The organism is Sphingomonas sp. IW22 (genome assembly GCF_041321155.1).
Classification (GTDB): domain Bacteria; phylum Pseudomonadota; class Alphaproteobacteria; order Sphingomonadales; family Sphingomonadaceae; genus Sphingomonas.
The window spans coordinates 1,518,007-1,541,197 of the sequence record NZ_JBGGWB010000001.1; the positions used below are offsets into that span (position 1 = coordinate 1,518,007).

The following is a 23,191-nucleotide window of genomic DNA, read 5'->3' on the forward strand; positions in this document are numbered from 1 at the left end:
ACGGTCGCCGGGCCGGCTTAGCTCAGTTGGTAGAGCACCTGATTTGTAATCAGGGGGTCGCGGGTTCGATCCCTGCAGCCGGCACCACCCCTTCCCTATCGCTGCCCCTTGGCCCGGTCGCTTGCGGGATAATCGTCGGGCGTCGTGCTGCCGACATTGGGGCGGTCTTCGGGGCGTTCCTGCGGCTGTCCGCCTTCAGGTTCGCCATCCTCGCCTGGGTGGCGGTCGGTGTCGGCTGGGTCTGGGTCGGTCAACGCGCTTCTCCCTCGATACGGGTGTGCAACGCAGCGATCGGGCCAATGGTGCCGTCAGCGTATCGCTTCCAGCACCGCGGCGCGCAGTTCGGGCAGGCCCATGCCCTTTTCGCTCGACGTCGCCACAATATCGGGATGCGCGGCGGGGCGCTTGCGCGCTTCCTCCTCGGTGCGGGCGCGCACATCGGCCAGTTCGCTGGCCTTCACCTTGTCCGCCTTGGTCAAAATGATGCGATAGCTGACGGCGGCGGCGTCGAGCATTCCCAGGATTTCCCGGTCGACATCCTTGATGCCATGGCGGCTGTCGATCAGCACCAACGCCCGTTTCAGCGCCTGTCGCCCGCGCAGATAATCATTCACCAGATAGCGCCACTTGCGGACCATGTCCTTGGGCGCCTTGGCAAAGCCATAGCCGGGCATGTCGACCAGCCGGAACACCAGCGGGTCGCCAACCTCAAAGAAGTTCAGCTCCTGCGTGCGACCCGGCGTGTTCGACGTGCGGGCCAGCGCGCTGCGATTGGTCAGCGCGTTGAGCAGCGACGACTTGCCGACATTCGACCGGCCCGCAAATGCGACCTCTGGCACCACAGGGTCGGGGATGAAGCGCAGCTCCGGTGCCGATTTCAGGAACGAAACCGACCCCGAAAACAGCCGCCGCGCATCCTCGACCAGCGCATCGTCGAAAACCGGGTTCACTTGGCGACCGCAGTCTTCATGCCGGGATGCTGGCGGTACAGCCACCATTGCTGCGCCATCGTCAGCACGTTCGACGTGATCCAGTAGACCTGAAGCCCGACCGCGAACGGCGCCATAATGAACATCAGCATCCACGGCATGATCGCGAACACCTGCTTTTGCACGTCGTCCATCGGCGCGGGGTTCAGCTTGAACTGTGCCCACATCGAAATGCCCAGCAGGATCGGGATGACGCCGATGGCCAGGAACGACGGTGGCGTGAACGGCAACAGGCCGAACAGGTTAACAGGCGTCAGCGGGTCGGGCGCCGACAGGTCGCGAATCCACAGCACGAAGGGCTGGTGCCGCATTTCGATGGTCAGGATCAGCACCTTGTACAGCGCGAACATGATCGGCACCTGCAACAGCATCGGCAGACACCCGGCCAGCGGATTGACCTTTTCGGTCTTGTACAGCTGCATCATCTCCTGCTGGAGACGCGGCTTGTCGTCCTTGTACTTGGCCTGCAACGCCTTCATCTTGGGCTGCAGCGCGCGCATGCCAGCCATCGACGCGAACTGCTTTTGCGCGATGGGGAACAAGAGCAGGCGGATCGTCAGCGTCAGCAGCATGATCGCGACGCCGAAATTCTGGACCAGTTTGAACAGCCAGTCGAGATAATAGAAAATCGGCTTTTCGATGATTCGGAACCAGCCCCAGTCGATCGCCTTGTCGAACTGGACGATGCCCAGCTCGCCTTCGTAACGGTCGATCAGGTCGACTTCCTTGGCGCCCGCGAACAGGCGCGTGGTCTGCGTCACCGACTGACCGCGGTTCAGCGTCGCGGCATCGCGCCACGTCGCTTCCGCACCGAACAGGTCGCCGGGTCGTTCACGCAGTTGCAGCTCGACCGGCGCCTTCTGGTCCGGCACCAGCGCGGTCAGCCAGTAATGGTCGGTAAAGCCCGCCCAGCCGCCGGTCGTGGGATAGCGATGCTCGCTCTCTCCCATTTCGTCCCAGTCGATGTAAACGGCGCTGCCGTCGCGCACCGCCATCGGGCCGACATGCGCGACCCACTGGTCCTGATCCTTCGAGCGACCACGGCGCAGCACATAATTATAGGGTTTCAGCGCGACCGGCGCGCCGCCGGCATTCAGCACCGTCTGTTCGGCGGTGAACATGTAATTCTGGTCGACCGACAGCTTGATGCGGAACCGCAGGCCCGCGGGCGTCGCGGTATCCAGCGTGACCGGGCGGCCCGGCGCCAGCACGTCGCCGGTTGCCTGCCACACGGTATTGGCATCGGGCGCACCCGCACCCTGCCATCCGAAACCGGCGAAATAGGCGTCGGCGGCCCCCGCGGGCGACAACAGGCGGATCGGCGGCGAATTGCGCGCGACCGTCTCGTCATAACGCTTGAGCACCAGGTCATCCAGGCGCGCGCCCTTCAGATTGATCGACCCGGCCAGCAGCGGCGTGTCGATCCGCACGCGAGGCGTTTCGGCGATCACCTGTGCGCGGTCGCGGACGGCGGTTGGCGAATCGGCGGCGGGGTCGGCGGCCGGATTGGCGACGACCTTGGTCTCGCCACCCTCGATCTTCGTCACCGGCGGATTGGCGGTGGGGAAGAAGTACCCCGAAATCACCGGCCAGCCGAACAGGATCAGCGCCGCAAATGCCGCGAACAGGATGAAATTCTTGCCGTCTTGCTTCACCGAAACCTCGTCCCCGTCTGGGTGGGCGCCCGCCGCGTCAGGGAACCGGGTCGTACCCGGAACCGCCCCATGGATGGCAGCGCGCGATGCGCCTGAGCGCAAGCCAGCCGCCCTTTACCGCGCCATAGCGGCCAAGTGCCTCGATTGCATAGGCCGAACAGGACGGCGCATAGCGGCAAGTGGGCGGCAGGATGCGCGAAGGGCCGATTTGCCACGCCCTTGCGACCAGAATCAGCACGCGCGCGATCACGGGCGCCTGGCCACCCGGCCCAGCGCCTTTTTCAGATCGCGCACCAGCTCGTCATAGGGACGCTCGATCCCCGAAGCGCGGCCGATCAACACATGATCATGCCCCGCCAGCCCGTGTTCGGGCAGCACTTCACGCGCCAAATGGCGGAAGCGCCGCTTCATCCGGTTACGGATGACGGCGTTCCCGACCTTTTTCGACACGGTGATGCCGATTCGCTTGGCAACGTCGCCGTCGCCGCGATCGCGCGCCTGCAGGACGAATCCCGGCATCGGCGCGCGCTTACCGCCGTTCGCCGCAAGGTAATCGCGGCGTTCGGTCAGGCGTTTCAGGCGCTCAGCTTCTTGCGACCGCGAGCACGACGCGCGCGGATCACCTTGCGGCCCGCTGCCGTCGCCATCCGCGCGAAGAAGCCGTGCCGGCGCGCACGCACCAGATTGCTCGGCTGAAAAGTCCGCTTCATCGCTCATTCCCTAGGCATAACGAAAAAGGGCCGCCCGAAGACGGCCGTGACAGGGGGGTGCCCTTACGCCGCGATGCCCGCCGAGTCAATTGCCCCGGCCCCGTTCCAATCGCGACGCGCGCTGCTAAGCAGGTGCCGGGCGATATAACAGGGGGCGGGATTTGGTCGCGATCGTATCGACGGTGGCGTATCTGGGGCTTGAGGCGCGCGGGGTCGAGGTTCAGTGCAACCTGGTCGCGGGCGTACCCGCCTTTGTCATGGTCGGGCTGGCCGACAAGGCGGTGGGCGAAAGCCGCGAACGTGTGCGCGGCGCCGTCGCCGCCATCGGCCTCGCGCTGCCACCCAAGCGAATCACCGTCAACCTGTCCCCCGCCGACCTGCCGAAAGAAGGGTCGCATTACGACCTGCCCGTGGCGCTGGCGCTGCTGGGCGCGATGGGCGTCGTCGATGTCGAGACGCTGGCCGATTATGTCGTCGTCGGCGAACTGGGGCTGGACGGGCGAATCGCAGCCTCGCCCGGCGTCCTGCTGGCAGCGATGCATGCCGCCGCGATCGGCAAGGGCCTGATCTGCCCCGCATCGCAAGGGGCAGAGGCGGCGTGGGCCGGCGGGATCGAGGTGATTGCCGCCGACAATCTGATCGACCTGCTCAATCATCTGAAGGGCACTGCGCTGCTCCCGACCCCCGCCCCCGGCGCGGTGGAGGACGCCGCGCACGGCCCCGACCTGCGTCAGGTCAAGGGACAGGAAACCGCCCGTCGCGCGCTGGAGATCGCGGCGGCGGGTGGGCATAACCTGTTGTTCGTCGGGCCACCGGGCGCGGGGAAGTCGCTGATGGCGGCCTGTCTGCCCGGCATCCTCCCGCCACTCAGCGCGGCAGAAGCGCTGGAGGTGTCGATGGTTCAGTCGGTCGCGGGCACGCTGGCCAATGGCCGCCTGACGCGCACGCGCCCGTTTCGCAGCCCGCACCATTCCGCATCGATGGCGGCGCTGACCGGCGGCGGTCTGCGGGTGAAGCCGGGGGAGGTCAGCCTGGCGCATCTGGGCGTGCTGTTCCTGGACGAACTGCCAGAGTTTCAGCGCGCGGTCCTCGATTCGCTGCGCCAGCCGCTGGAAAGCGGCACCGTCAGCGTCGCGCGCGCCAATGCCCACGTCACCTTTCCCGCGCGGGTTCAGTTGGTCGCGGCGATGAATCCGTGCCGGTGCGGCCATCTGGGCGACCCGGCGCTGGCCTGCGCCCGTGCGCCCAAATGCGCGGCGGATTATCAGGCCAAGGTATCCGGCCCGCTGCTCGACCGCATCGACCTGCATGTCGAGGTTCAGCCCGTCACCGCCGCCGACCTGATCCTGCCGCCCCCGGCGGAGGGTTCGGCCGAGGTCGCCGCCCGCGTGGCCGAAGCACGCGCGGTGCAGACCCGCCGTTATGACGGCACCCCCGCACGCAGCAATGCGGAGGCAGAGGGCGCGCTGCTCGACTGTCACTGCACGCCCGATGATGCGGGCCGCGCGCTGCTGGCCCAGGCGGCGGAGGCGACGCGCATGTCGGCACGCGGCTATACCCGCGTCCTGCGCGTCGCGCGCACCATCGCCGACCTGAGCGGCGCGGATACCGTCGGCCGCGTGCATGTAGCCGAAGCGCTCAGCTATCGCCGCCGCGCCCCCACCAACTGACCGCCGATCAGCGCGGCAGCGTCAGCGCAGGCGAATAATCGGCCATCGTCATGAACACGCTTTCGACCTTGGCGACCAGCTTGCCATCGGCTTCCGACGCGGCGGCGACTGCGCGCCATTCGGGGTCGCTGCCAAATGCCTGCCAGCTTCGCTCGCGCGCCGCGCGGTCCGGATAGGCGAGGACATAGACCACCCGCCCTTCCGGCGCGGTCGCGGTCGGCTGCTCGTTCCAATAGGCGACGTTGCGCATCCCGTGCCGCGCGAACAGCGCCAGCGTATGTTCCCGAAACCGCTTGTTCAGCGCCGCCAGCTTGCCCGGCGCGGGGTAATAGATGCGCAGTTCGTAGAATGCCGCGCGCGGGTCCAGCGCGTCCTGCGCCGACGCGGGTGGCGCGGCAACGGCGGCAAGGGCGAGGCAGGCAAGCAGGGCCGGACGCATCGGGCAGTTCCCCTTCAGTCGATCAAACGCCGACCTTTGCACGACATCGGCCCGGCGGCCAGCCCGTTGCCCCGGCTTTCAAATCGCTGCCGGGCGCCATATCCTGCCCATGCGCGCCGGAGGTCCCATGACCGATTCCCTTTCGCACGGCACCGTTCATCGGGCGGGCGACGACTTTTGCGCCGCGCTGCAATCGGACGCGGCGCTTCTGGCTTGTTGGGAAGCGCTGTCGCCGCTCGCCCGTAACGAGTTCATCTGCTGGATCGACGACGCAAAACAGCCCGCCACGCGCCAGCGGCGAATCGAGCGGACCTGCGATGAATTACGCGCCGGGAAAAAGCGCCCCTTCTGCTGGCCCGGCTGTATCCACCGCACCGACAAGCCGCCCGGCCCGTGGCAACAGGCCGCCCTGATCGACCGCAAACCGCGATCGGGGAAATAGACGCGCTGTGCGCCCGGTCGGGGGGAAAGGGTGGTGCGGGCGGTCGGACTCGAACCGACATGGATTGCTCCGGCGGATTTTGAATCCGCTGCGTCTACCATTTCGCCACGCCCGCACGGACAGGGCGGTGGGGCCAATATCCTACCTTGCGCCCGAACGCTAGCGGGTCGCTGCATCGCTTTCGATGCGACCGTCGGTCAGCGTCAGACGCACCGCTTCCCCCGCCAGTTCGGCGAATAATGCGGGTTCGGTGCCCGTCATCCACACCTGTCCCTTGCCCGCCAGCCGCGCGAACAGCGCCGCGCGCCGCACCGGGTCCAGATGCGCGGCCACTTCATCCAGCAACAGGACCGGCGGGTGCGGCATGGTCGCGGCGACCAGATCGGCATGGGCCAGCACGATCGACAAAAGCAGCGCCTTTTGCTCTCCGGTCGAACACAGGGCGGCGGCTTGATCCTTGGCGCGGTGCGTGACCGACAGGTCGGCGCGGTGCGGCCCGACCAGCGTCCGCCCCGCCGCTGCATCGCGCGCACGCCCCTGTGCCAGTTCGCGCGTCAGCAAGGCGGCATCGCCCGCCCACCCCTCAAGCATCAGCGCCGGGCGGGCAAAGGGGCCGTCGCTCATATCGTCCAGCAGCGCCGACAGCGCCGCCACCGTCCGCCGCCGTGCCGCGTCCAGTGCCACGCCATGCTCGACCATCCGCGCCTCGATCGCGGCCAGCCATTGCGGATCGGCGGGCGCATCGTCGGCCAGCAGACGGTTGCGCTCCCGCATCGCCGATTCGTACCGCGTCGCCTGCGTCGCATGGCCCGGCTCCAGCGCCAGCGTCAGCCGGTCGAGAAACCGCCGCCGCTCCCCCGCCGGTTCGGTGAACAGCCGGTCCATCGCGGGGGTCAGCCACAATATGGCAAGCCATTCGGCCAGCGCGGTCGCCGGGGCGGCGGCGCCGTTGACGCGCACAAGCCGTCGGTCGGGGGCTTGCGGCTGCACGCCCGTTCCCAGCGTCGCATCGCCGATCAAGGTACCCGCCACGCCGAACCCGCCCGGTCCCCCTTGGCGCGCCATCGCGGAAAAGGGCGCGCGGCGCAGGCCCCGACCCGGCGCCAGCAGCGACACCGCTTCCAATATGTTGGTCTTGCCCGCGCCGTTTTCGCCCGTCAGCGCGACGAAGCCCGGACCGGGTTCGATCACTGCGTCACGGTGGTTGCGAAAATCGCTAAGCGCGAGGCGGACGAGCATCGCACGGCCCTAGCGCCGCTGACCGCCATGCAAAAGCGCCTGATGGCAACCTTCGGCCTATCGCGGCGTTGCCCCGGCTCAGAGATATTGATCGAGGTAAGTGATGACGCTCCGACTCGCCCTGCTGCTTGCGCCGCTGACGCTGGCCGCCGCCTGTTCGCCGCAAACGCCGCAGGAAAAGCAGGCCGAACAGATCCGCGATCAGGCCGATGCACAGGGCGACGCGATCGAGGCCGCCGCCGGCAACGAAGCGGCGCAGATGGAGGAGCAGGCCGCCAGCCTCGTCAATCAGGCCGGCACCTCGCAAAGCTATGACGCGCAACGCCTTAACGTCCAGGCAGAGGCGCTTCGCAAGGAAGCCGAACTGGTCAAGGAACAGGCCGAGGCGCGGGCAAAGGCGGTCCGCGATCAGGGCCAGGCACAGGCCAGCGCGCTGCTGGCGCAATAGCCGGAACGCTTGACACCCCGCCGATCGCCGTTAGGGCCGTCGGCGGGCCACGCGGTCCCAACGCCGCGCGTGCTCTCTGTGAGGAGAGACTACATGACTGATCTGACTGCCGCCGACGCCACCCTTGCGTCCGCGAAGCCCGCCGCCAAGCCGGCACGCCCCCATTTTTCCAGCGGTCCCTGCGCCAAGCCGCCCGGCTGGTCGCCCGAAAAGCTCGACACGCGCGTCATGGGCCGCTCGCACCGTTCCAAGCTGGGCAAGACCCGACTTCAGCACGCGATCGACCTGACGCGGGAGATTCTGCAGGTGCCCGACACGCACCGCATCGGCATCGTCCCCGCGTCTGATACCGGCGCCGTCGAAATGGCGATGTGGTCGATGCTGGGCGCGCGCCCCGTCACGCTGCTGGCCTGGGAAAGCTTTGGCGAAGGCTGGGTGACCGATGCGGTCAAGCAGCTCAAGATCGACCCCAAGGTCATCAAGGCGCCTTATGGCGAGCTGCCCGACCTGACCCAGGTTCGCAGCGACCATGACGTGGTGTTCACCTGGAACGGCACGACCAGCGGCGTGCGCGTCCCCAATGGCGACTGGATTTCGGACACGCGCGAAGGGCTGACCTTCGCTGACGCGACCTCCGCCGTGTTCGCCATGGACATGCCGTGGGACAAGCTGGATGTGACCACCTTCTCCTGGCAGAAGGTGATGGGCGGAGAGGGCGGCCACGGCGTGCTGATCCTGTCCCCGCGCGCTGTCGAGCGGCTGGAGAGCTATACCCCCGCATGGCCGCTGCCCAAGATCTTCCGCATGACCAAGGGCGGCAAGCTGATCGAAGGCATCTTCAAGGGCGAGACGATCAACACCCCCTCGATGCTGGCGGTCGAGGATTATATCTTCGCGCTGGAATGGGCGCAGGGGATTGGCGGGCTGAACGCGCTGATCGGCCGGTCGACCGCGAACGCGACCGCGCTTGGCCGCATCGTCGACGAACGCGACTGGCTGGGCCATCTCGCCACCGATCCGGCGACCCGCTCGAACACCAGCGTCTGCCTGACGGTAGAGGGCGCGGATGAGGCGTTCATCAAGAAGATGGCCTCGCTGCTTGAGGGCGAGCACGCCGCCTATGACGTGGCGGGTTATCGCGACGCGCCGCCGGGGCTGCGCATCTGGTGCGGCGCGACCGTCGACACCGCCGATATCGACGCGCTCGGCCCCTGGCTCGACTGGGCTTACGCCACCGCCAAGGCCGGCTGACCCTCTCCGTTTCCATTTCCCGCACTGTCATGACGCACCTGGGCGCGGACGCCCGGCCACGACGGTGAAGCACAAGGTTTCAAATCATGCCCAAGGTCCTGATTTCCGACAAGATGTCCCCCCTCGCCGCCCAGATCTTCCGCGAACGCGGGGTCGAGGTGGATGAAATCACCGGCAAGACCCCCGAAGAGCTGAAGGCGATCATCGGCCAGTATGACGGCCTGGCGATCCGCTCCTCGACCAAGGTGACGCCCGAAATCCTCGAACACGCCACCAACCTCAAGGTCATCGGTCGCGCAGGGATCGGCGTCGACAATGTCGACATCCCCGCCGCCTCGGCCAAAGGCGTGGTGGTCATGAACACCCCGTTCGGCAATTCGATCACCACCGCCGAACATGCCATCGCGCTGATGTTCGCGCTGGCCCGCCAGCTGCCGGAGGCCGATGCCAGCACCCAGGCGGGCAAGTGGGAAAAGAACCGCTTCATGGGCGTCGAGCTGACCGGCAAGACGCTGGGCCTGATCGGCGCGGGCAATATCGGGTCGATCGTGGCCGACCGTGCGCTTGGCCTTCGCATGAAGGTCGTCGCCTATGACCCGTTCCTGTCGCCCGATCGCGCCGTTGAGATCGGCGTGGAAAAGGTCGAGCTGGACCAGCTGCTGGCGCGCGCCGACTTCATCACGCTGCACACGCCGCTGACCGATCAGACGCGCAACATCCTGTCGGCGGAAAATCTGGCCAAGACCAAGAAGGGTGTCCGCATCATCAACTGCGCGCGCGGCGGGCTGGTCGATGAATCGGCGCTCAAGGAACTGCTCGACACGGGCCATGTCGCGGGCGCCGCGCTGGACGTGTTCGTGACCGAACCGGCCAAGGAACATGCGCTGTTCGGCACCCCCAATTTCGTCGCCACGCCGCACCTGGGCGCCTCGACCAACGAAGCGCAGGTGAATGTCGCGCTTCAGGTCGCGGAACAGATGGCCGATTATCTGGTGTCGGGCGGCGTCACCAACGCGCTCAACATGCCCAGCCTGTCGGCAGAGGAAGCACCCCGTTTGAAGCCCTATATGGCGCTGGCCGAAAAGCTGGGCAGCCTGGTCGGCCAGCTCAGCCACGGCGCCATCCCGCGCGTGTCGGTCCATACCGAAGGCGCGGCGGCGGAACTGAACCCCAAGCCGATCACCTCCGCCGTGCTGTCGGGTTTCCTGCGCGTCCATTCGGACACGGTGAACATGGTCAACGCCCCCTATCTCGCCAAGGAACGCGGGATCGAGGTGCGCGAAGTGCGGACCGAGAAGGAAGGCGATTATCACACGCTGGTCCGCGTCTCGGTCAAGACCGATGCGGGTGAGCGTTCGGTCGCCGGCACGCTGTTCGGCAATCAGGCGCCGCGCCTGATCGAACTGTTCGGCATCAAGGTTGAGGCCGATCTGGCCGGCCACATGCTGTATGTCGTGAACGAGGATGCGCCCGGCTTCATCGGCCGCATCGGCACGACGCTGGGCGAAGCGGGCGTCAACATCGGCACGTTCCACCTAGGCCGTCGTGACGCCGGTGGCGAAGCGGTGCTGCTGCTGTCGGTCGACGAACCCGTGACCGGCGATCTGATCAACAAGGTGCGCGCACTGCCGGGCGTCAAGACGGTGATGGCGCTTCGCTTCTGATGCGGTTAGGAGGCCGGTTATGACCGGCCTCCTGCCCGAAGGGTTCCACGACCGACTGCCCCCCTTTGCCGATGCCGCAACGCGGCTGGAACGGCGCGTGCTCGATGCCGCGTTCCTCCACGGCTATGAACAGGTCGACCCACCGCTCGTTGAATTCGAAGCCGCGCTGCAACGCCGGCTGAAGGCCGGGGGCGCGCGTGATTCGGTGCGCTTCGTCGATCCCGCGTCACAGGCGACGCTGGCGATCCGCCCCGACATCACGGCACAGGTGGGCCGCATCGCGGCGACGCGCATGGGCCATCATCCGCGCCCGGTGCGCCTGTCCTATGCCGGACCCGTGGTGCGGCTGCGCGCGTCCCAGCTTCGCCCCGAACGCGCCCAGCGCCAGATCGGCTGTGAGCTGATCGGCCGCGACACCGTCGCCGCCGCCCGCGAAGTCGTCAGCGTCGCGGTAGAGGCGTTGCAGGCGGCGGGCATGACCGGCCTGTCGATCGACTTCACCCTGCCCGACCTGCTGGCCGAACTGGCGGGCGACCTGCCCGCCGACAGGCTGGCCGCGCTTCGCCAGTCGCTGGACGGTAAGGATGCGGCGGGCGTCGCCGCCATCGACCCGGCCTTCCTGTCGCTGATCGAAGCCGCCGGCCCCTTTGACGCGGCGCTCGCCCGGCTGCGCGCCAGCGTGCACGGCCCAGCACTGGCCACGCGGCTGGACGGGCTGGCCGAAATCGCCGCCGCCGTGCCCGCGGACATCGCCATGACGCTGGACCCGACCGAGCGGCACGGTTTCGAATATCAAAGCTGGCTGGGCTTTTCCCTGTTCCAGGTCGGCGTGCCGGTGGAAGTCGGGCGCGGCGGCACATACACCATCCTGCACGATGACGGCGCCGAAGAGCCTGCGGTCGGCTTTTCGCTGTTCGCCGACGCGCTGCTCGACGCCGGGGTCGGCCCGGTCGAGCGCCGTCGCCTGTTCGTCCCGGTCGATGCCGACCCCGCCGCCGCCGCCGCGCTGCGGGCAGAGGGGTGGGTGACCGTCGCCGCGCTGGAGGAACAGGACAGCCCCGCCGCCCAGCTTTGCACCCATATATTGACAGCAGAAGGACCCAAACCGGCATGAGCCTCGCCGATCATGGTTGGCGCACCGAACATGCGGGGCGCGCGGCCCTGATCGTCGATGCAGCCGATTACTATGTCCACGCCCGGCACGCGATGATGAAGGCGCGTGAGCGTATTTTGCTGATCGGGTGGGATTTCGACACGCGCATCATCCTGGACCGCGGTTTTCCGCGCGACGGCGCCCCGACCGAACTGGGACCGTTCCTGACCTGGCTGGCCGATTCGCGGCCCGATCTGTGCATCAACATCCTGACGTGGGACGTCGCGGCGGTGAAGCTGCTGGGGCGCGGCACCACCGCGTTCCGCCTGCTGCGCTGGATGGCGCGGCCCAACATCACCTTCCTGCCCGACGACGCGCACCCCTTTGGCGCCAGCCATCACCAGAAGATCGTCGTGATCGACGATGCCTTTGCCTTTTGCGGCGGCATCGACATGACCGTATCGCGCTGGGACACGCGTGAGCATCTGGACGATGACGAACGGCGGCGGCGGCCCTTTACCGGGCGGCGTTCGATGCCGTGGCACGACGCGTCGATGGCGGTCGATGGCGACGCGGCCAAGGCGCTGGGCGATCTGGCGCGGCTGCGCTGGGAAATTGCGGGCGGCGCGCCCCTGCCCGAACCGTCGGCGGGCAGCGACCCCTGGCCCGACGGGCTGGAGCCGCAATTCCGCGATCTGGACGTCACCATCGCCCGCACGCGCGGTCTGAACGGCGAGGTGGAGGAGCTACGCGAGATCGAGGCGATGTTCGTCGCGATGATCGCCGATGTCCGCCGCCACGCATATGTCGAGACGCAGTATTTTGCGTCCCGCGCGATTGCGGAGGCGATCTGCAAGCGGCTGGACGAGGATGACGGCCCCGAATTCGTCATCGTCAATCCAAAGGTCGCCGATGGCTGGCTTGAGGAAGAAGTGATGGGCGCCGCGCGCGCCGAGCTGGTCGACGCGTTGCGTCAGCATCCGAACCATCACCGCATCCGCATCTATACCCCCGTCACGCATCGCGGCGCCGACATCTATGTCCATGCCAAGGTGATGATCGTCGACGACCGCGTGCTGCGCGTCGGTTCGGCCAATATGAACAATCGTTCGATGGGCCTCGACAGCGAATGCGATCTGGTGATCGAAGGGACCGACGACGCCATGCGCGCGACCATCGCCGGGCTGCGCGACGACCTGTTGGGTGAACATCTGGGCATCGATCCCGGCATTGTCGGCGAAACGCTGACGATGACCGGGTCGCTGATCGAAACGGTGGAGCGGCTGCGCGGATCGGGCCGCACGCTGATGCCCTTCGACCCGCCGGACAAGGGCACGCTGCAACGCGATCTGGCGCGCAGCCAGGCGCTGGACCCTGAACATCCCGATCAGGCGTTCGAACCGGCGCAGAATGGCGGACTGGTCAACGGCATCCGTCGCCGGACCCGCCGGATGCGGCGGCGCGTGCGGCGGCGCGTTCGTCGGAATTGACGCGCGGGCGCGGCGCCCTAAAGCCACGAATCATGCGCTTCTTTTCCGACAATGCCGCCCCCGCCTGCCCCGCCGTCATGGCCGCGCTGGCCGACGCCAATGTTCAGGACACCGCCTATGACGGCGATGCGTGGAGCCAGCGGCTGGACGGTGCCTTTTCCGACCTGTTTAGCACCGATGTCGCCGTTTTGTGGGTGCCGACGGGCACCGCCGCCAATGCCCTTGCGCTCGCTGCCTTGTGCCCGCCGCACGGCGCGGTGCTGTGCCACAGCGAAGCGCACATCCAGGTCGACGAATGCGGCGCGCCCGAATTCTATACCCACGGGGCCAAGCTGCTGCTGATCGAGGGCGAAGGCGCCAAGCTGACGCCGCAGGCCATCGACGAAACCGCCGCCGCGATTCGCGACGATGTGCATCAGGTGCAGCCCCACGCCATCAGCATCACCAATGCGACCGAGGCGGGCCGCGTCTATACCCCCGACGAAGTCGCCGCGATCGGCGATGTCGCGCGCCGCCGCAATCTGGCGCTGCACATGGACGGCGCCCGGTTCGCCAATGCCGTTGCGCATCTGGATTGCGCCCCCGCCGATGTGACGTGGCGCGCGGGCGTCGATGCGCTCAGCTTCGGCTTCGTCAAAAATGGCGGCATGTCGGCAGAGGCGCTGGTGTTCTTCCGCCCCGATCTGGCCGCCGCCACGCGCTATCGCCGCAAGCGCGCGGGGCACCTGCAATCCAAGGGCCGCTATCTGGCCGCCCAGCTGCTGGCGATGCTGGACGGCGATGTATGGCTGGCAAATGCCCGCGCCGCCAATGCCGGGGCCGCGCTGATCGCCCAGGCAGCGGGCGACCGCCTGACCGGCCCGGTTCAGGCGAACGAGGTGTTCGTGTCGCTGACCGCCGAAGAAGCCGCCCGGCTTCGCGCGGCGGGCTTCGACTTTTACGACTGGGGACCGGGGCAGGCGCGGTTCGTGACCGCATGGGATCAGGGCGCCGACATCGTCCGCCCGCTGGCCCAAGCGATCGCCGCACTGTGAGCGAAGCCGCGGCGCAGCCTCCGCAATCCACCCGGCTGGCGGTGCTGATCCCGTTCGGCATCGTCACCCTGATCTGGGGTTCGACCTGGATCGTCATCACCGGACAGCTGGGACAGGTGCCGCCAAGCTGGTCGGTCGCTTATCGCTTTGCCATTGGCGGCGCGGCGATGCTGGGCTGGGCGCTGTTCAAGCGTGTGCCGCTCCGCCTCGACGCGCGGGGCATGGGCTTTGCGGCCGCGCTGGGGATGATGCAGTTCGTCCTGAACTTCAATTTCGTCTACCGCGCCGAAATCTATGTGACGTCGGGGCTGGTGGCGGTGGTGTTCGCGCTGTTGCTGGTGCCCAATGCGCTGCTAGGGCGCATCTTTCTGGGGCAAAGGCTGGGGCGGCAATTGCTGGTCGGCTCCGCCATCGCAATGGCGGGCATCGCCATGCTGTTCATCCACGAAGCGCGTGTCGATCCGGGCAGCACTTCGCGCGTTCTGACCGGCATCGCCATCACGCTGATGGGTGTGTGTTCGGCATCGGTCGCCAATGTGATGCAGGGGACGCAGACCGCGCGCGCCTATCCCATGGCGACGATGCTGGGTTGGGCGATGCTGTTCGGGGCCGCCATCGACGCGCTGTTCGCATGGGTAACGACCGGCCCGCCACGCTTTGACTTCAGCCTGAGTTACGTCGCGGGGCTGCTCTATCTGGGGCTGGCGGCATCGGCGCTGGCCTTCACCCTGTATTTCGGGGTGATCCGCGTGATCGGCCCGGCCAAGGCCGCCTATTCGGGCGTGCTGGTGCCGGTGATCGCGATGGCGCTGTCGACGGTGTTTGAGGGTTATCGCTGGTCCGCGCTGGCCGCCATCGGCGCGCTGCTGGCGATGACCGGGCTGGTCATTGCGTTAAGGGCACGCAGGCCCAACCGGTAATCGGCAAAGACCGGGCGCCAGTTCAGCACGCGCCGCGCCCTGCCGTTTGCCACCCGGCGGTTTTCGGCATGAAACGCCCGCGCCGCCGGGCTGAGCGCCTCAATCGGCACGATGGGCGGCGGCGGCAGGTTCAGCAGCCGCGCGGCAAACGTCACCACATCGTCCTGCGCGCACGGGAAATCGTCGGCCAGGTTATACGCACCCGCCGGCGCATCCAGCCCCGCGACCACGCCCGCCGCCAGATCGTGCACATGGATGCGGCTGAACACCTGTCCGGCGATACCGGTGCGATGTGCCTCCCCGGCCGCCACACGCTCCAGCGGGGACCGATCGGGACCATAGATGCCGGGCAGGCGAAACACCCGCGCACCCCGCGCCAGCCACGCCGCATCCGCCGCGTTGCGCCCTTCGCGCCGCCCGCGAATGGGCGCGCTTTCGTCCACCCATCCGCCACCCGCATCGCCGTAAACCCCCGTGGAGGACAGATAGGACAGGCGCGCCCTGCCCAGCATGTCGCCATAAGCGTTCAGCACCGGGTCGCCCTCCGCCCCCGGCGGGACGCTGGACAGGATGTGCGTCGCCTCCCGCGCCTCGAACGCAACACGCTCGGCATCGTCGAAGCGGATCGTGTCATCGCGCCCGTCGCGCGTCGTCGCGGCGATGCGCCATCCATGCGGGGCCAGCCGCGCCGCGATCACCCGTGCGCTATAGCCATATCCGAAGATCAGCAGCCGCACGTTACTGTACGCTCGGCTGCGCGTAGAGCGTCCCGAAAAAGTCGCCCTTGTTCCACACCGGTCGCGGCCCGTCGGCCAGCGCGCGGGTCAGCGCATAGTTCAGCTGGGTAAAGCGCCGCGCCGATGCCCAGTCGAACGGCAGCTTCATGTCGTCCGACGGCTGGTGGTAATGGTTTTCCAGAAACTCGGCCGTCGCCGCCTTGCCCGGCCCCGCCCAGCCGGCGTCGATCGACACCGACGGCACGCCCTGTTTGACGAAGCTGTAATGGTCGGTCCGCACGAAGTTCGATTCTTCCGGCGCGGGATCGGGGCTCAGCCGCAAACCCTGCGCCGTCGCCACGCGGGCCAGCGCGGGGCCGATGCTCGACCGGTCGGCGCCATAAGCCACGATGTCCTCGAACTTATAGGTCATGATCGGCATGTCGAGATTGACGTTGGCGACGATCGACCCCTTGGGCACGGTCGGGAACCGGGCATAGTAATCGGAACCGATCAGCCCCTCCTCCTCTGCCGTCAGCGCGACGAACAACAGGCTGCGCTTGGGCGGCGTGCCCGCGTCGCGAAACGCCTTGGCAACCTCCAGCATCGCGGCGATGCCCATCGCATTGTCCATCGCGCCATTGTTGATCGCATCGCCGTTCACCGGCTCGCCCACGCCGATATGGTCCAGATGCGCGGTCAGCACGACATGCTCCCGCGCGAGCGCGGGGTCGCTGCCCGCCAGTCGGCCGAGGATGTTGGCGCTGGCCAGCCGCACGATCTCGCTCCTTTGCGAAAAGGTCGCCGTGACCGCCAGCGCACCCGTCGGCACGGGCCGTTTCGCGGCATCGGCGGCACGCACGCGCGACCAGTTGAGCCTGGATCCGGCGAACAGCTTTTCGGCCCCCGCCTGGCTGATCGCCGCCAGTTGCGGCGCGGCGGCAGTGCGCGTGTCGCCCGGCCGCGTCCAGTTCATGCTGGGGCCGGACCATGAATCGACGATGGCGGAGAAGTCATAACTCGCCCGCGTCGCTGCCGATTCGATGAAAACGATGCCCTTGGCCCCGCGCTGCGCGGCCAGATCCGCCTTCACGTCGCGATTGCCGTAATGCGCGGCGACTTCGCTGTTCAGCCCCGGCGGCCCGCCATACAGCACCGCGACGATCCGGTCGCGCACGTCCAGCCCGCGATAATCGTCCACGCCGCGCGTCGGATCGACCACGCCATAACCGGCAAAGACGACTTCGCCGGTCACATCGCGCTCGGCATCGCTAAGGCTGGCCCGCCCGATAAAGTCGCTGCCCAGCTCCAGCGGCACCGATTTGTCGCCACGTGCCAGCGTCACGGTCGCGCTGAGCGGGCGGGCGGCGACCAGCGGCACCATCTGGCGCCAGGTGCCGTTGTCGCCCGCCGGCGCCAGCCCCGCCGCCTCCATCTGTGCCGCGACATAAGCGGCGGCGACGTCCAGTTCGGGGCTGCCCGTCTGCCGGCCCTTCAGCGCGTCATTGGCCAGGAACGCGACATGCGCGCGCATCGCCGCCTGATCCGGGGGCAGCGGCGCGTCGTTCGCCGCGACCAGCAGCAGCGCCGCCGCGCCCAGCAGCGCCGCTTTCACTTGGCGCCGACCCCGTCGTACAGCGTGCCGAAAAAGTCGCCCTTGTTCCAGCGCGGGCGCTCGGCCGCGTCGGCGATCTCACGCGCGATCATGTAATTCGCCTCGATGAAGCGCACGCCCGAAGACCAGTCGATGGCGGCGTCTGGCCCACTTCGTCCGACGGCTGGTGATAATGGGTCGACAGGAACGCATCGAACGCCGCCTTGCCCGGCCCCTTGGTGCCCGGCCACACGAACACCGACGGGATGCCCTGCTGCACGAAGCGATAATGGTCTGAGCGAACGAAGAAACCCTGGTCGGGCATCGGATCGGCGGAAATCGCGACGCCCATCTTGGTCGCCGCATTCTTCACATATTGGCCCAGCGTCGACCGGTCCGCGCCGAACGCTACAATATCCTCGAACTTGTAGGTCAGGATCGGCATGTCGAGATTGACGTCGGCGACCAGATTTTCCTTGGGCACGGTCGGGTGGCGCGCGAAATAATCGGCGCCGACCAGCCCCTTTTCCTCCGCCGTTACCGCCAGGAACAGGACGGAGCGTTTCGGCGCCTGACCCGATGCCTTGAACCGCTTCGCCTCCTCGATCAGCGCGGCGATGCCGACAGCATTGTCCATCGCGCCGTTATAGATCGAATCGCCATTTTTGGGCGTACCGACGCCGACATGGTCGAGATGCGCGGTCAGCACGACGACCTCGTCGCGCAGCTTGGGGTCGCTGCCGGGGAGCATCCCCGCGACGTTGTAGCTGGTGACAGGCTTGGTCTCGGTCGTCAGCTTCACCGACAGGCGACCCGGCAGCTCGACCGCGCGGAACTTCGCCGCCTTGCTCTCGGCCGTCGCCACCACCTTCGACCACGGCGTGCGCGCGCCTGCGAACAGCTTTTCGGCGCCCTTCATGCTCAGTGTGCCGAGACTCGGCGTCTTGGGCGCCGCGAAGAATCCGGTGCCGTCGGCATTGGCCCAAGTCATGCGCGCATGGTCCCAGCCCTCGACCAGCCGCGAAAAGGGGCGGACCTTGGCGCTGGTCGGCGATTCGAGCAGGATGACGCCGACCGCGCCCTTCGCCTCGGCGGTCACCGCCTTGTTGGCGGCATTGCCGAAATGCGCGCGCTCCTCGCCCGGCATTCCTGCGGGCGCGCCGGAGAAGAACGCCACCACCTTGCCGCGCACATCGACGCCGGCATAATCGTCCCGGCCAAAGCCGGGCGCGTCGATGCCATAGCCGACGAACACCACCGGCGCGTCGATCGTCGTCGTCGCGCGCGACGGGTCGGCGCCGGGCAGATAATCCTCCCCGAACACCAGCGCCTGTGCCGCACCGCCCCTGGCCGTCCAGCCAAAGCTGCCCTTGTCCGCCGCCTTGTAGCTGACCAGCGGCACCGTTTGCAGATAGCTGCCTGCATCGCCCGCCGGGCGCAGCCCCTGGGCATAGAATTGCGACGCGACATATTGCGCCGCCACGTCATAGGTCGCGCTGCCCGCCTCACGCCCCTGCATCGCATCGCTGGCCAGGAACATGACATGCGATTTCATCGCCGCTTCCGCTTCGGGCAGGGCGGCGTTGATGCGGGCATTCACCTCCGCCGGGGCGGGCGCGGCGGCGGGGGCCGGTGCCTGTTGCGCGATGGCGATGGAGGAAGCGGACAGGGCAAGCAGGAACGCAAAACGACGGAACATCGGATCTCCGTGGGTAAACCGGCACGACAGCGCCTTTCGCCCTTGTTGCACCCTGACCCCGCCCCAAGTAAAGCGCGCCATCCCATGAACGCTTCGTCCGAACCCCGCCCGATCGTGATCGCCGTGCCCAAGGGGCGCATCCTGTCCGAAGCATTGCCGCTTCTGGCCGAAGCGGGGATCGTGCCCGAAGCGGCATTTTCCGATCCCGACAGCCGGGCGCTGCGCTTTTCCACCAACCGCGCCGACATCGACCTGATCCGCGTGCGCGCGTTCGACGTGGCGACCTTTGTCGCGCATGGCGCGGCGCAGCTGGGCATTGTCGGGTCCGACGTGCTGATGGAATTCGCCTATTCCGAGCTTTACGCTCCCGTCGATCTGGGCATCGGCCATTGCCGCATCTCGGTCGCCGAACCCGCCGATATGGCGAGCCAGGACGATCCGCGCGGGTGGAGCCATGTCCGGATCGCCACCAAATATCCCGGCATCACCCGCCGCCATTTCGAGGCGCGCGGCGTGCAGGCCGAATGCGTCAAGCTGAACGGCGCGATGGAGCTGGCGCCGATCCTGGGTCTGGCGCCGCGCATCGTCGATCTCGTCTCATCGGGCCGCACGCTCAAGGAAAACGGGCTGGTCGAGGTTGAGGTGATCGCAGAGGTTTCCTCTCGCCTGATCGTCAATCGCGCCGCGTTCAAGACCCGCGCAGAAGTCGTGCCGCTGGTCGATGCGTTCCGCCGCGCGGTTGCGGGGGCACAGGCGGCATGATCCGGCTCGACACCGCCGCCCCCGGCTTTGCCGCCGATTTCGACGCGCTGGTCGATGCCCGCCGCGAAGCCGATGCCGATGTCTCCCGCGACGTCGCCGCCATCATCGGCAGCGTCCGGCGGGAGGGGGACGCCGCACTCCACGCCTTTACCCGCAAGTTCGACGGGCATGACCTGAACGACAGCGGCTGGCGCATCGAGCGATCCGATTGCGAAGCCGCGCTTGCCGGGCTGGACCCGGACCTTCGCGCCGCACTGGAACTCGCGCGTGACCGCATCACCGCCTATCACGAACGTCAGCGGCCCGTGGACGGCGAATATCGCGAGGACAACGGCATCGTCACCGGCGCGCGCTGGCGCGGGGTGGATGCCGCCGGGCTGTACGTACCGGGCGGTCGCGCGGCCTATCCCTCCTCGGTTCTGATGAACGCCGTGCCCGCGCGCGTCGCGGGCGTAGAGCGGCTGGTGATCGTCACCCCCACCCCGAATGGACAGGCCAACCTGCTGGTCCTTGCCGCCGCTGCCCTTGTCGGCGCGGACGAGGTGTGGCGCGTCGGCGGGGCACAGGCGATTGCCGCGCTCGCATACGGCACCGACCGCATTCGGCCGGTGGATGTCATCTGCGGCCCCGGCAACGCCTGGGTGGCGGAGGCAAAGCGCCAGCTTTACGGCGTGGTCGGCATCGATATGGTTGCCGGGCCAAGCGAGATCGTCGTCGTGGCCGATGGTCAGAACGACCCCGAATGGACCGCCGCCGACCTGCTCAGCCAGTCCGAACACGATCCCACCAGCCAGTCGATCCTGTTCACCGACGATGCCGGTTTCGCCGACCGCGTGGCCGATGCCGTCGACCGTCAGATCGGCACGCTGTCCACGGCACAGGTGGCGCGCGCCGCATGGGACGCCAACGGCGCGATCGTGCTGGTACCGTCGCTTATGGAAGCGATGCCGCTGGTCAATCGCCTCGCGCCCGAACACCTCGAACTGGCGGTGGCCAATCCCGCCCCGCTGTTCGATCAGGTCCGCCATGCCGGATCGGTCTTCCTTGGCCGCCACACGCCCGAAGCGGTCGGCGACTATGTTGCCGGTCCCAACCATGTCCTTCCCACCGGCCGCCGCGCGCGTTTTGCCAGCGGCCTGTCGGTACTCGACTTCATGAAGCGCACCAGTTTCCTGTCGCTGACCGAAACCGGCCTTGCCGCCATCGGTCCTGCGGCAGTGCGGCTGGCCGAGGCGGAGGGGCTGCCCGCCCATGCCCGTTCGGTCGCGCTTCGCCTGAAACCCTGAAATCCGCCACCGCCGCCCGGTCGAGCCGACACGCTTCGACAAAAGGGTCGCGTCCGGTGTAATCGAGAAAAGATCATGCCCAGTCCCAAGTCCCGCACCCGCACGCAAGCCCGCGCCGCCGCGCGCCTCGCCGCCGTTCAGGCGCTGTATCAGCGCGAGATGGAGGGGACCGCCATCCCCACGCTGCTGCACGAATTTCACCAGCACCGGCTGGGCGCGACGATCGAGGATGCCGAATATCACGATGCCGATGTGATGTTCTTCGACGATCTGGTGAACGGCACGACCACGCGGCTGCACGAGATCGACGCGCTGATCGCCGGGCGGCTGGCCAGCGGCTGGTCGCTGGACCGGCTGGACAAGCCGATGCGCCAGATCCTGCGTTGCGGCACCTATGAACTGATCGCGCGTCCCGACGTGCCGGTCGGCGCGGTCATCAGCGAATATCTGGACGTGACCGACGCCTTTTACGACCGCCGCGAAAAGGGTTTCGTCAACGGTCTGCTCGACGGCGTTGCCAAGGAAGTCCGGGGGGACGGCGCGACCGGTCGGTGAACCGAACCGCCGCGCGTTGGTTGTTGGGACATACCGTAAAGGAGTTCCAACCGATGAAGCGTATCCTTCCCCTCGCCATGGTCACCCTGGCCGTGCCGCTCGCCGCCGTCCCGGCCGTGGCACAGAATAACGACTGGCGCGAAGACCGCCGCGAAGCGCGCGAGGAACGGCGGGAAGATCGCCGGGAATGGCGTGAGGATCGCCGCGACGCACGGCAGGACCGGCGTGAGAACCGCCGCGACAATCGGTGGCGCGGCGATGATCGCAACTGGAACCCCGCCGACAGCTATCGCGAGGGCGATTACCGCGAACGCCGCCTCAGCCGCAACGACCGCATCTACAAGGGCCGCGACGGCCGCGCCTATTGCCAGCGCAATGACGGCACCACCGGTCTGGTGATCGGCGGCGTCGGCGGCGGCGTGCTGGGCAACCTGATCGGCGGCGGCACGCTGGGCACCCTGCTGGGCGCAGGCGGCGGCGCGCTGCTGGGGCGTGAGGTCGATCGCGGCAATGTGAAGTGCCGCTGATGCATTGACGGACGGGGCGGCCATCAACGGCCGCCCCCTCCACCCGCGACAGCGACTGCCGAACGGGTTACAAGCGCGCGCGTGAACGAAGCCGATTTTATCGCTGCCCTGCGCACCCTGCCGCTGCATCCCGGTGCCGCGGGCCTGTATGACGATACCGCGCAACTCGGCGACCTGATCCTGACCAAGGACATGGTGGCACAGGGCGTGCATTACCTGCCGACCGATCCGGCGCGCGATGTCGCGTGGAAACTGATGGCGGTGAACCTGTCCGACCTGGCCGCCAAGGGCGCGGAGCCGGTCGGTGCGCTGCTCGGCTATCCGCTGGGCGACGATGATTGGGATCGCGACTTCCTGACGGGGCTTGGCGAAGCGGCGGCGGCGTTCGGCTGTCCGCTGCTGGGCGGCGACACGATCCGTGTCGATGGCCCGCGCGTCCTGTCGCTCACCGCCATCGGTCGCGCGGGCGCGCGTGTTCCGGTTCGCGGCGGCGCGCAGGCGGGCGATGTCCTGTGGGTCGCGGGTGTAGTCGGCGACGCGGCGCTGGGCCTGTCGATCGCGCAGGGCGAAGCCGGGCCGCCCGAACTGCTCGCCGCCTATCGCCGCCCCACGCCTTTGCTGCGTGAAGGGCGCGCCATCGCCCGCGTCGCGACGGCGATGATGGACGTGTCCGACGGGCTGTTGATCGACGCATCGCGCATGGGGATGGCCAGCGGTTGCGGTGTTGCCATCGACCTTGCCGCCGTGCCGCGATCCCGGGCGGCATGCGCCCATGCCGGGACCGACCGCGCCGCGCGCCTGCGTGCGGCGACCGGGGGCGACGACTATGCCTTGTTGTTCGCGCTTCCCGACGGCACCGCCCCGCCCGTGCCCGCCGCGCGGCTGGGCGTGTTCGGTCCCGGCGCGGGCCTGCACCTGACCGATGAGGGACAGGCGGTGGATCTGCCCAAAACGCTGGGCTGGGAACACGCCGCGCGCTGAACTTGCGCGGTAGGGGCAGCGTCTATA

Annotated in this window: 25 protein-coding genes and 2 tRNA genes; 15 read left to right on the plus strand and 12 right to left on the minus strand. The window is 67.8% G+C overall.

Features of this window, described 5'->3' with window-relative positions; genetic code table 11:
• The first annotated feature begins 11 nt into the window (after positions 1-11).
• A tRNA-Thr gene (locus ACAX61_RS07610) sits at positions 12-87 on the plus strand.
• An 8-nt stretch (positions 88-95) separates the two neighbouring features.
• On the opposite strand, the gene ACAX61_RS07615 is transcribed toward ACAX61_RS07610, so the two are convergent.
• Genes ACAX61_RS07615 through rpmH form a run of 6 tightly spaced genes read right to left on the minus strand, consistent with a single transcriptional unit; the run spans position 96 to position 3,354 of the window.
• A complete protein-coding gene (locus tag ACAX61_RS07615) occupies positions 96-254 on the minus strand; it encodes a hypothetical protein (protein ID WP_370714167.1) in 159 nt (52 codons plus the stop codon).
• Between the two features lie 54 nt (positions 255-308).
• Positions 309-950: a ribosome biogenesis GTP-binding protein YihA/YsxC gene (yihA, locus tag ACAX61_RS07620; RefSeq protein ID WP_370714168.1), complete on the minus strand. Its 642-nt coding sequence runs from the start codon at positions 948-950 to the stop codon at positions 309-311.
• On the minus strand, positions 947-2,644 hold the full coding sequence (yidC, locus tag ACAX61_RS07625; protein ID WP_370714169.1) for a membrane protein insertase YidC: 1,698 nt from the start codon (positions 2,642-2,644) through the stop codon (positions 947-949). The genes yihA and yidC overlap by 4 nt, the downstream gene beginning before the upstream one ends.
• A gap of 37 nt (positions 2,645-2,681) precedes the next feature.
• Positions 2,682-2,894: a membrane protein insertion efficiency factor YidD gene (gene yidD, locus ACAX61_RS07630; RefSeq protein ID WP_370714170.1), complete on the minus strand. Its 213-nt coding sequence runs from the start codon at positions 2,892-2,894 to the stop codon at positions 2,682-2,684.
• Complete coding sequence (gene rnpA, locus ACAX61_RS07635) at positions 2,891-3,223, minus strand: ribonuclease P protein component (protein ID WP_370714943.1); 333 nt, start codon at positions 3,221-3,223, stop codon at positions 2,891-2,893. The genes yidD and rnpA overlap by 4 nt, the downstream gene beginning before the upstream one ends.
• On the minus strand, positions 3,220-3,354 hold the full coding sequence (gene rpmH, locus ACAX61_RS07640; protein ID WP_096343204.1) for a 50S ribosomal protein L34: 135 nt from the start codon (positions 3,352-3,354) through the stop codon (positions 3,220-3,222). The genes rnpA and rpmH overlap by 4 nt, the downstream gene beginning before the upstream one ends.
• 161 nt (positions 3,355-3,515) lie before the next feature.
• On the opposite strand from rpmH, the gene ACAX61_RS07645 reads away from it, so the two are divergent.
• Positions 3,516-5,024 (plus strand): YifB family Mg chelatase-like AAA ATPase, encoded by a 1,509-nt coding sequence (locus ACAX61_RS07645; RefSeq protein ID WP_370714171.1) that lies wholly within the window; start codon positions 3,516-3,518, stop codon positions 5,022-5,024.
• A gap of 7 nt (positions 5,025-5,031) precedes the next feature.
• On the opposite strand, the gene ACAX61_RS07650 is transcribed toward ACAX61_RS07645, so the two are convergent.
• Positions 5,032-5,463, minus strand: coding sequence for an NIPSNAP family protein (locus tag ACAX61_RS07650; protein ID WP_370714172.1), 432 nt, complete (start codon positions 5,461-5,463; stop codon positions 5,032-5,034).
• Between the two features lie 127 nt (positions 5,464-5,590).
• Here ACAX61_RS07650 and ACAX61_RS07655 point away from each other — a divergent pair, with 127 nt between their 5' ends.
• Complete coding sequence (locus tag ACAX61_RS07655) at positions 5,591-5,905, plus strand: YdeI/OmpD-associated family protein (protein WP_370714173.1); 315 nt, start codon at positions 5,591-5,593, stop codon at positions 5,903-5,905.
• A gap of 31 nt (positions 5,906-5,936) precedes the next feature.
• Here the strand turns inward: ACAX61_RS07655 and ACAX61_RS07660 are convergent.
• Both ACAX61_RS07660 and recF read right to left on the minus strand, forming a co-directional pair.
• A tRNA-Leu gene (locus ACAX61_RS07660) sits at positions 5,937-6,020 on the minus strand.
• A gap of 44 nt (positions 6,021-6,064) precedes the next feature.
• Positions 6,065-7,144: a DNA replication/repair protein RecF gene (recF, locus tag ACAX61_RS07665; protein ID WP_370714174.1), complete on the minus strand. Its 1,080-nt coding sequence runs from the start codon at positions 7,142-7,144 to the stop codon at positions 6,065-6,067.
• Positions 7,145-7,247: 103 nt separating this feature from the next.
• Here recF and ACAX61_RS07670 point away from each other — a divergent pair, with 103 nt between their 5' ends.
• From ACAX61_RS07670 to ACAX61_RS07700, 7 genes are all read left to right on the plus strand, one after another.
• Entirely contained in the window at positions 7,248-7,592 is a 345-nt protein-coding gene (locus ACAX61_RS07670) for a hypothetical protein (protein ID WP_370714175.1), read from the plus strand.
• Positions 7,593-7,685: 93 nt separating this feature from the next.
• Positions 7,686-8,843: a phosphoserine transaminase gene (locus tag ACAX61_RS07675; RefSeq protein WP_370714176.1), complete on the plus strand. Its 1,158-nt coding sequence runs from the start codon at positions 7,686-7,688 to the stop codon at positions 8,841-8,843.
• A gap of 86 nt (positions 8,844-8,929) precedes the next feature.
• Positions 8,930-10,507 (plus strand): phosphoglycerate dehydrogenase, encoded by a 1,578-nt coding sequence (serA, locus tag ACAX61_RS07680; RefSeq protein ID WP_370714177.1) that lies wholly within the window; start codon positions 8,930-8,932, stop codon positions 10,505-10,507.
• A gap of 19 nt (positions 10,508-10,526) precedes the next feature.
• Entirely contained in the window at positions 10,527-11,621 is a 1,095-nt protein-coding gene (locus ACAX61_RS07685) for an ATP phosphoribosyltransferase regulatory subunit (protein ID WP_370714178.1), read from the plus strand.
• Positions 11,618-13,090 (plus strand): phospholipase D-like domain-containing protein, encoded by a 1,473-nt coding sequence (locus ACAX61_RS07690; protein WP_370714179.1) that lies wholly within the window; start codon positions 11,618-11,620, stop codon positions 13,088-13,090. The genes ACAX61_RS07685 and ACAX61_RS07690 overlap by 4 nt, the downstream gene beginning before the upstream one ends.
• A 32-nt stretch (positions 13,091-13,122) precedes the next feature.
• The gene (locus tag ACAX61_RS07695) at positions 13,123-14,124 is read left to right on the plus strand and encodes a threonine aldolase family protein (protein WP_370714180.1); all 1,002 of its coding nucleotides are present in this window, start codon (positions 13,123-13,125) and stop codon (positions 14,122-14,124) included.
• Positions 14,121-15,044 (plus strand): DMT family transporter, encoded by a 924-nt coding sequence (locus ACAX61_RS07700; RefSeq protein WP_370714181.1) that lies wholly within the window; start codon positions 14,121-14,123, stop codon positions 15,042-15,044. The genes ACAX61_RS07695 and ACAX61_RS07700 overlap by 4 nt, the downstream gene beginning before the upstream one ends.
• On the opposite strand, the gene ACAX61_RS07705 is transcribed toward ACAX61_RS07700, so the two are convergent.
• From ACAX61_RS07705 to ACAX61_RS07715, 3 genes are all read right to left on the minus strand, one after another.
• A complete protein-coding gene (locus tag ACAX61_RS07705) occupies positions 14,954-15,781 on the minus strand; it encodes a Rossmann-fold NAD(P)-binding domain-containing protein (RefSeq protein WP_370714182.1) in 828 nt (275 codons plus the stop codon). The genes ACAX61_RS07700 and ACAX61_RS07705 overlap by 91 nt on opposite strands.
• Before the next feature lies 1 nt (position 15,782).
• On the minus strand, positions 15,783-17,375 hold the full coding sequence (locus ACAX61_RS07710) for a M20/M25/M40 family metallo-hydrolase (protein WP_370714183.1): 1,593 nt from the start codon (positions 17,373-17,375) through the stop codon (positions 15,783-15,785).
• A gap of 88 nt (positions 17,376-17,463) precedes the next feature.
• Positions 17,464-19,053, minus strand: a complete 1,590-nt coding sequence (locus tag ACAX61_RS07715; RefSeq protein WP_370714184.1) for a M28 family metallopeptidase — start codon at positions 19,051-19,053, stop codon at positions 17,464-17,466.
• Positions 19,054-19,137: 84 nt separating this feature from the next.
• Here ACAX61_RS07715 and hisG point away from each other — a divergent pair, with 84 nt between their 5' ends.
• The 5 genes from hisG (at position 19,138) to thiL (ending at position 23,164) form a co-directional block, all read left to right on the plus strand.
• A complete protein-coding gene (hisG, locus tag ACAX61_RS07720; RefSeq protein ID WP_370714185.1) occupies positions 19,138-19,815 on the plus strand; it encodes an ATP phosphoribosyltransferase in 678 nt (225 codons plus the stop codon).
• Entirely contained in the window at positions 19,812-21,101 is a 1,290-nt protein-coding gene (gene hisD / locus ACAX61_RS07725; protein WP_370714186.1) for a histidinol dehydrogenase, read from the plus strand. Before hisG ends, hisD begins: the two co-directional genes overlap by 4 nt.
• Positions 21,102-21,176: 75 nt before the next feature.
• A complete protein-coding gene (gene nusB, locus ACAX61_RS07730; protein ID WP_370714187.1) occupies positions 21,177-21,656 on the plus strand; it encodes a transcription antitermination factor NusB in 480 nt (159 codons plus the stop codon).
• Between the two features lie 53 nt (positions 21,657-21,709).
• Entirely contained in the window at positions 21,710-22,183 is a 474-nt protein-coding gene (locus ACAX61_RS07735; RefSeq protein ID WP_370714188.1) for a glycine zipper 2TM domain-containing protein, read from the plus strand.
• Between the two features lie 81 nt (positions 22,184-22,264).
• A complete protein-coding gene (gene thiL / locus ACAX61_RS07740) occupies positions 22,265-23,164 on the plus strand; it encodes a thiamine-phosphate kinase (RefSeq protein ID WP_370714189.1) in 900 nt (299 codons plus the stop codon).
• The last annotated feature ends 27 nt before the right edge of the window (positions 23,165-23,191 follow it).

Excerpts from the sequence above, each read along its gene's own strand:
- ACAX61_RS07670 (WP_370714175.1), top strand. The coding sequence starts at position 7,248 with ATGACGCTCCGACTCGCCCTGCTGCTTGCGCCGCTGACGCTGGCCGCC.
- ACAX61_RS07685 (WP_370714178.1), top strand. The coding sequence starts at position 10,527 with ATGACCGGCCTCCTGCCCGAAGGGTTCCACGACCGACTGCCCCCCTTT.
- ACAX61_RS07695 (WP_370714180.1), top strand. The coding sequence starts at position 13,123 with ATGCGCTTCTTTTCCGACAATGCCGCCCCCGCCTGCCCCGCCGTCATG.
- ACAX61_RS07735 (WP_370714188.1), top strand. The coding sequence starts at position 21,710 with ATGAAGCGTATCCTTCCCCTCGCCATGGTCACCCTGGCCGTGCCGCTC.
- hisG (WP_370714185.1), top strand. The coding sequence starts at position 19,138 with ATGAACGCTTCGTCCGAACCCCGCCCGATCGTGATCGCCGTGCCCAAG.
- nusB (WP_370714187.1), top strand. The coding sequence starts at position 21,177 with ATGCCCAGTCCCAAGTCCCGCACCCGCACGCAAGCCCGCGCCGCCGCG.
- ACAX61_RS07690 (WP_370714179.1), top strand. The coding sequence starts at position 11,618 with ATGAGCCTCGCCGATCATGGTTGGCGCACCGAACATGCGGGGCGCGCG.
- ACAX61_RS07675 (WP_370714176.1), top strand. The coding sequence starts at position 7,686 with ATGACTGATCTGACTGCCGCCGACGCCACCCTTGCGTCCGCGAAGCCC.
- hisD (WP_370714186.1), top strand. The coding sequence starts at position 19,812 with ATGATCCGGCTCGACACCGCCGCCCCCGGCTTTGCCGCCGATTTCGAC.
- ACAX61_RS07715 (WP_370714184.1), bottom strand. The coding sequence starts at position 19,053 with ATGTTCCGTCGTTTTGCGTTCCTGCTTGCCCTGTCCGCTTCCTCCATC.
- rpmH (WP_096343204.1), bottom strand. The coding sequence starts at position 3,354 with ATGAAGCGGACTTTTCAGCCGAGCAATCTGGTGCGTGCGCGCCGGCAC.
- ACAX61_RS07655 (WP_370714173.1), top strand. The coding sequence starts at position 5,591 with ATGACCGATTCCCTTTCGCACGGCACCGTTCATCGGGCGGGCGACGAC.
- recF (WP_370714174.1), bottom strand. The coding sequence starts at position 7,144 with ATGCTCGTCCGCCTCGCGCTTAGCGATTTTCGCAACCACCGTGACGCA.
- ACAX61_RS07650 (WP_370714172.1), bottom strand. The coding sequence starts at position 5,463 with ATGCGTCCGGCCCTGCTTGCCTGCCTCGCCCTTGCCGCCGTTGCCGCG.
- serA (WP_370714177.1), top strand. The coding sequence starts at position 8,930 with ATGCCCAAGGTCCTGATTTCCGACAAGATGTCCCCCCTCGCCGCCCAG.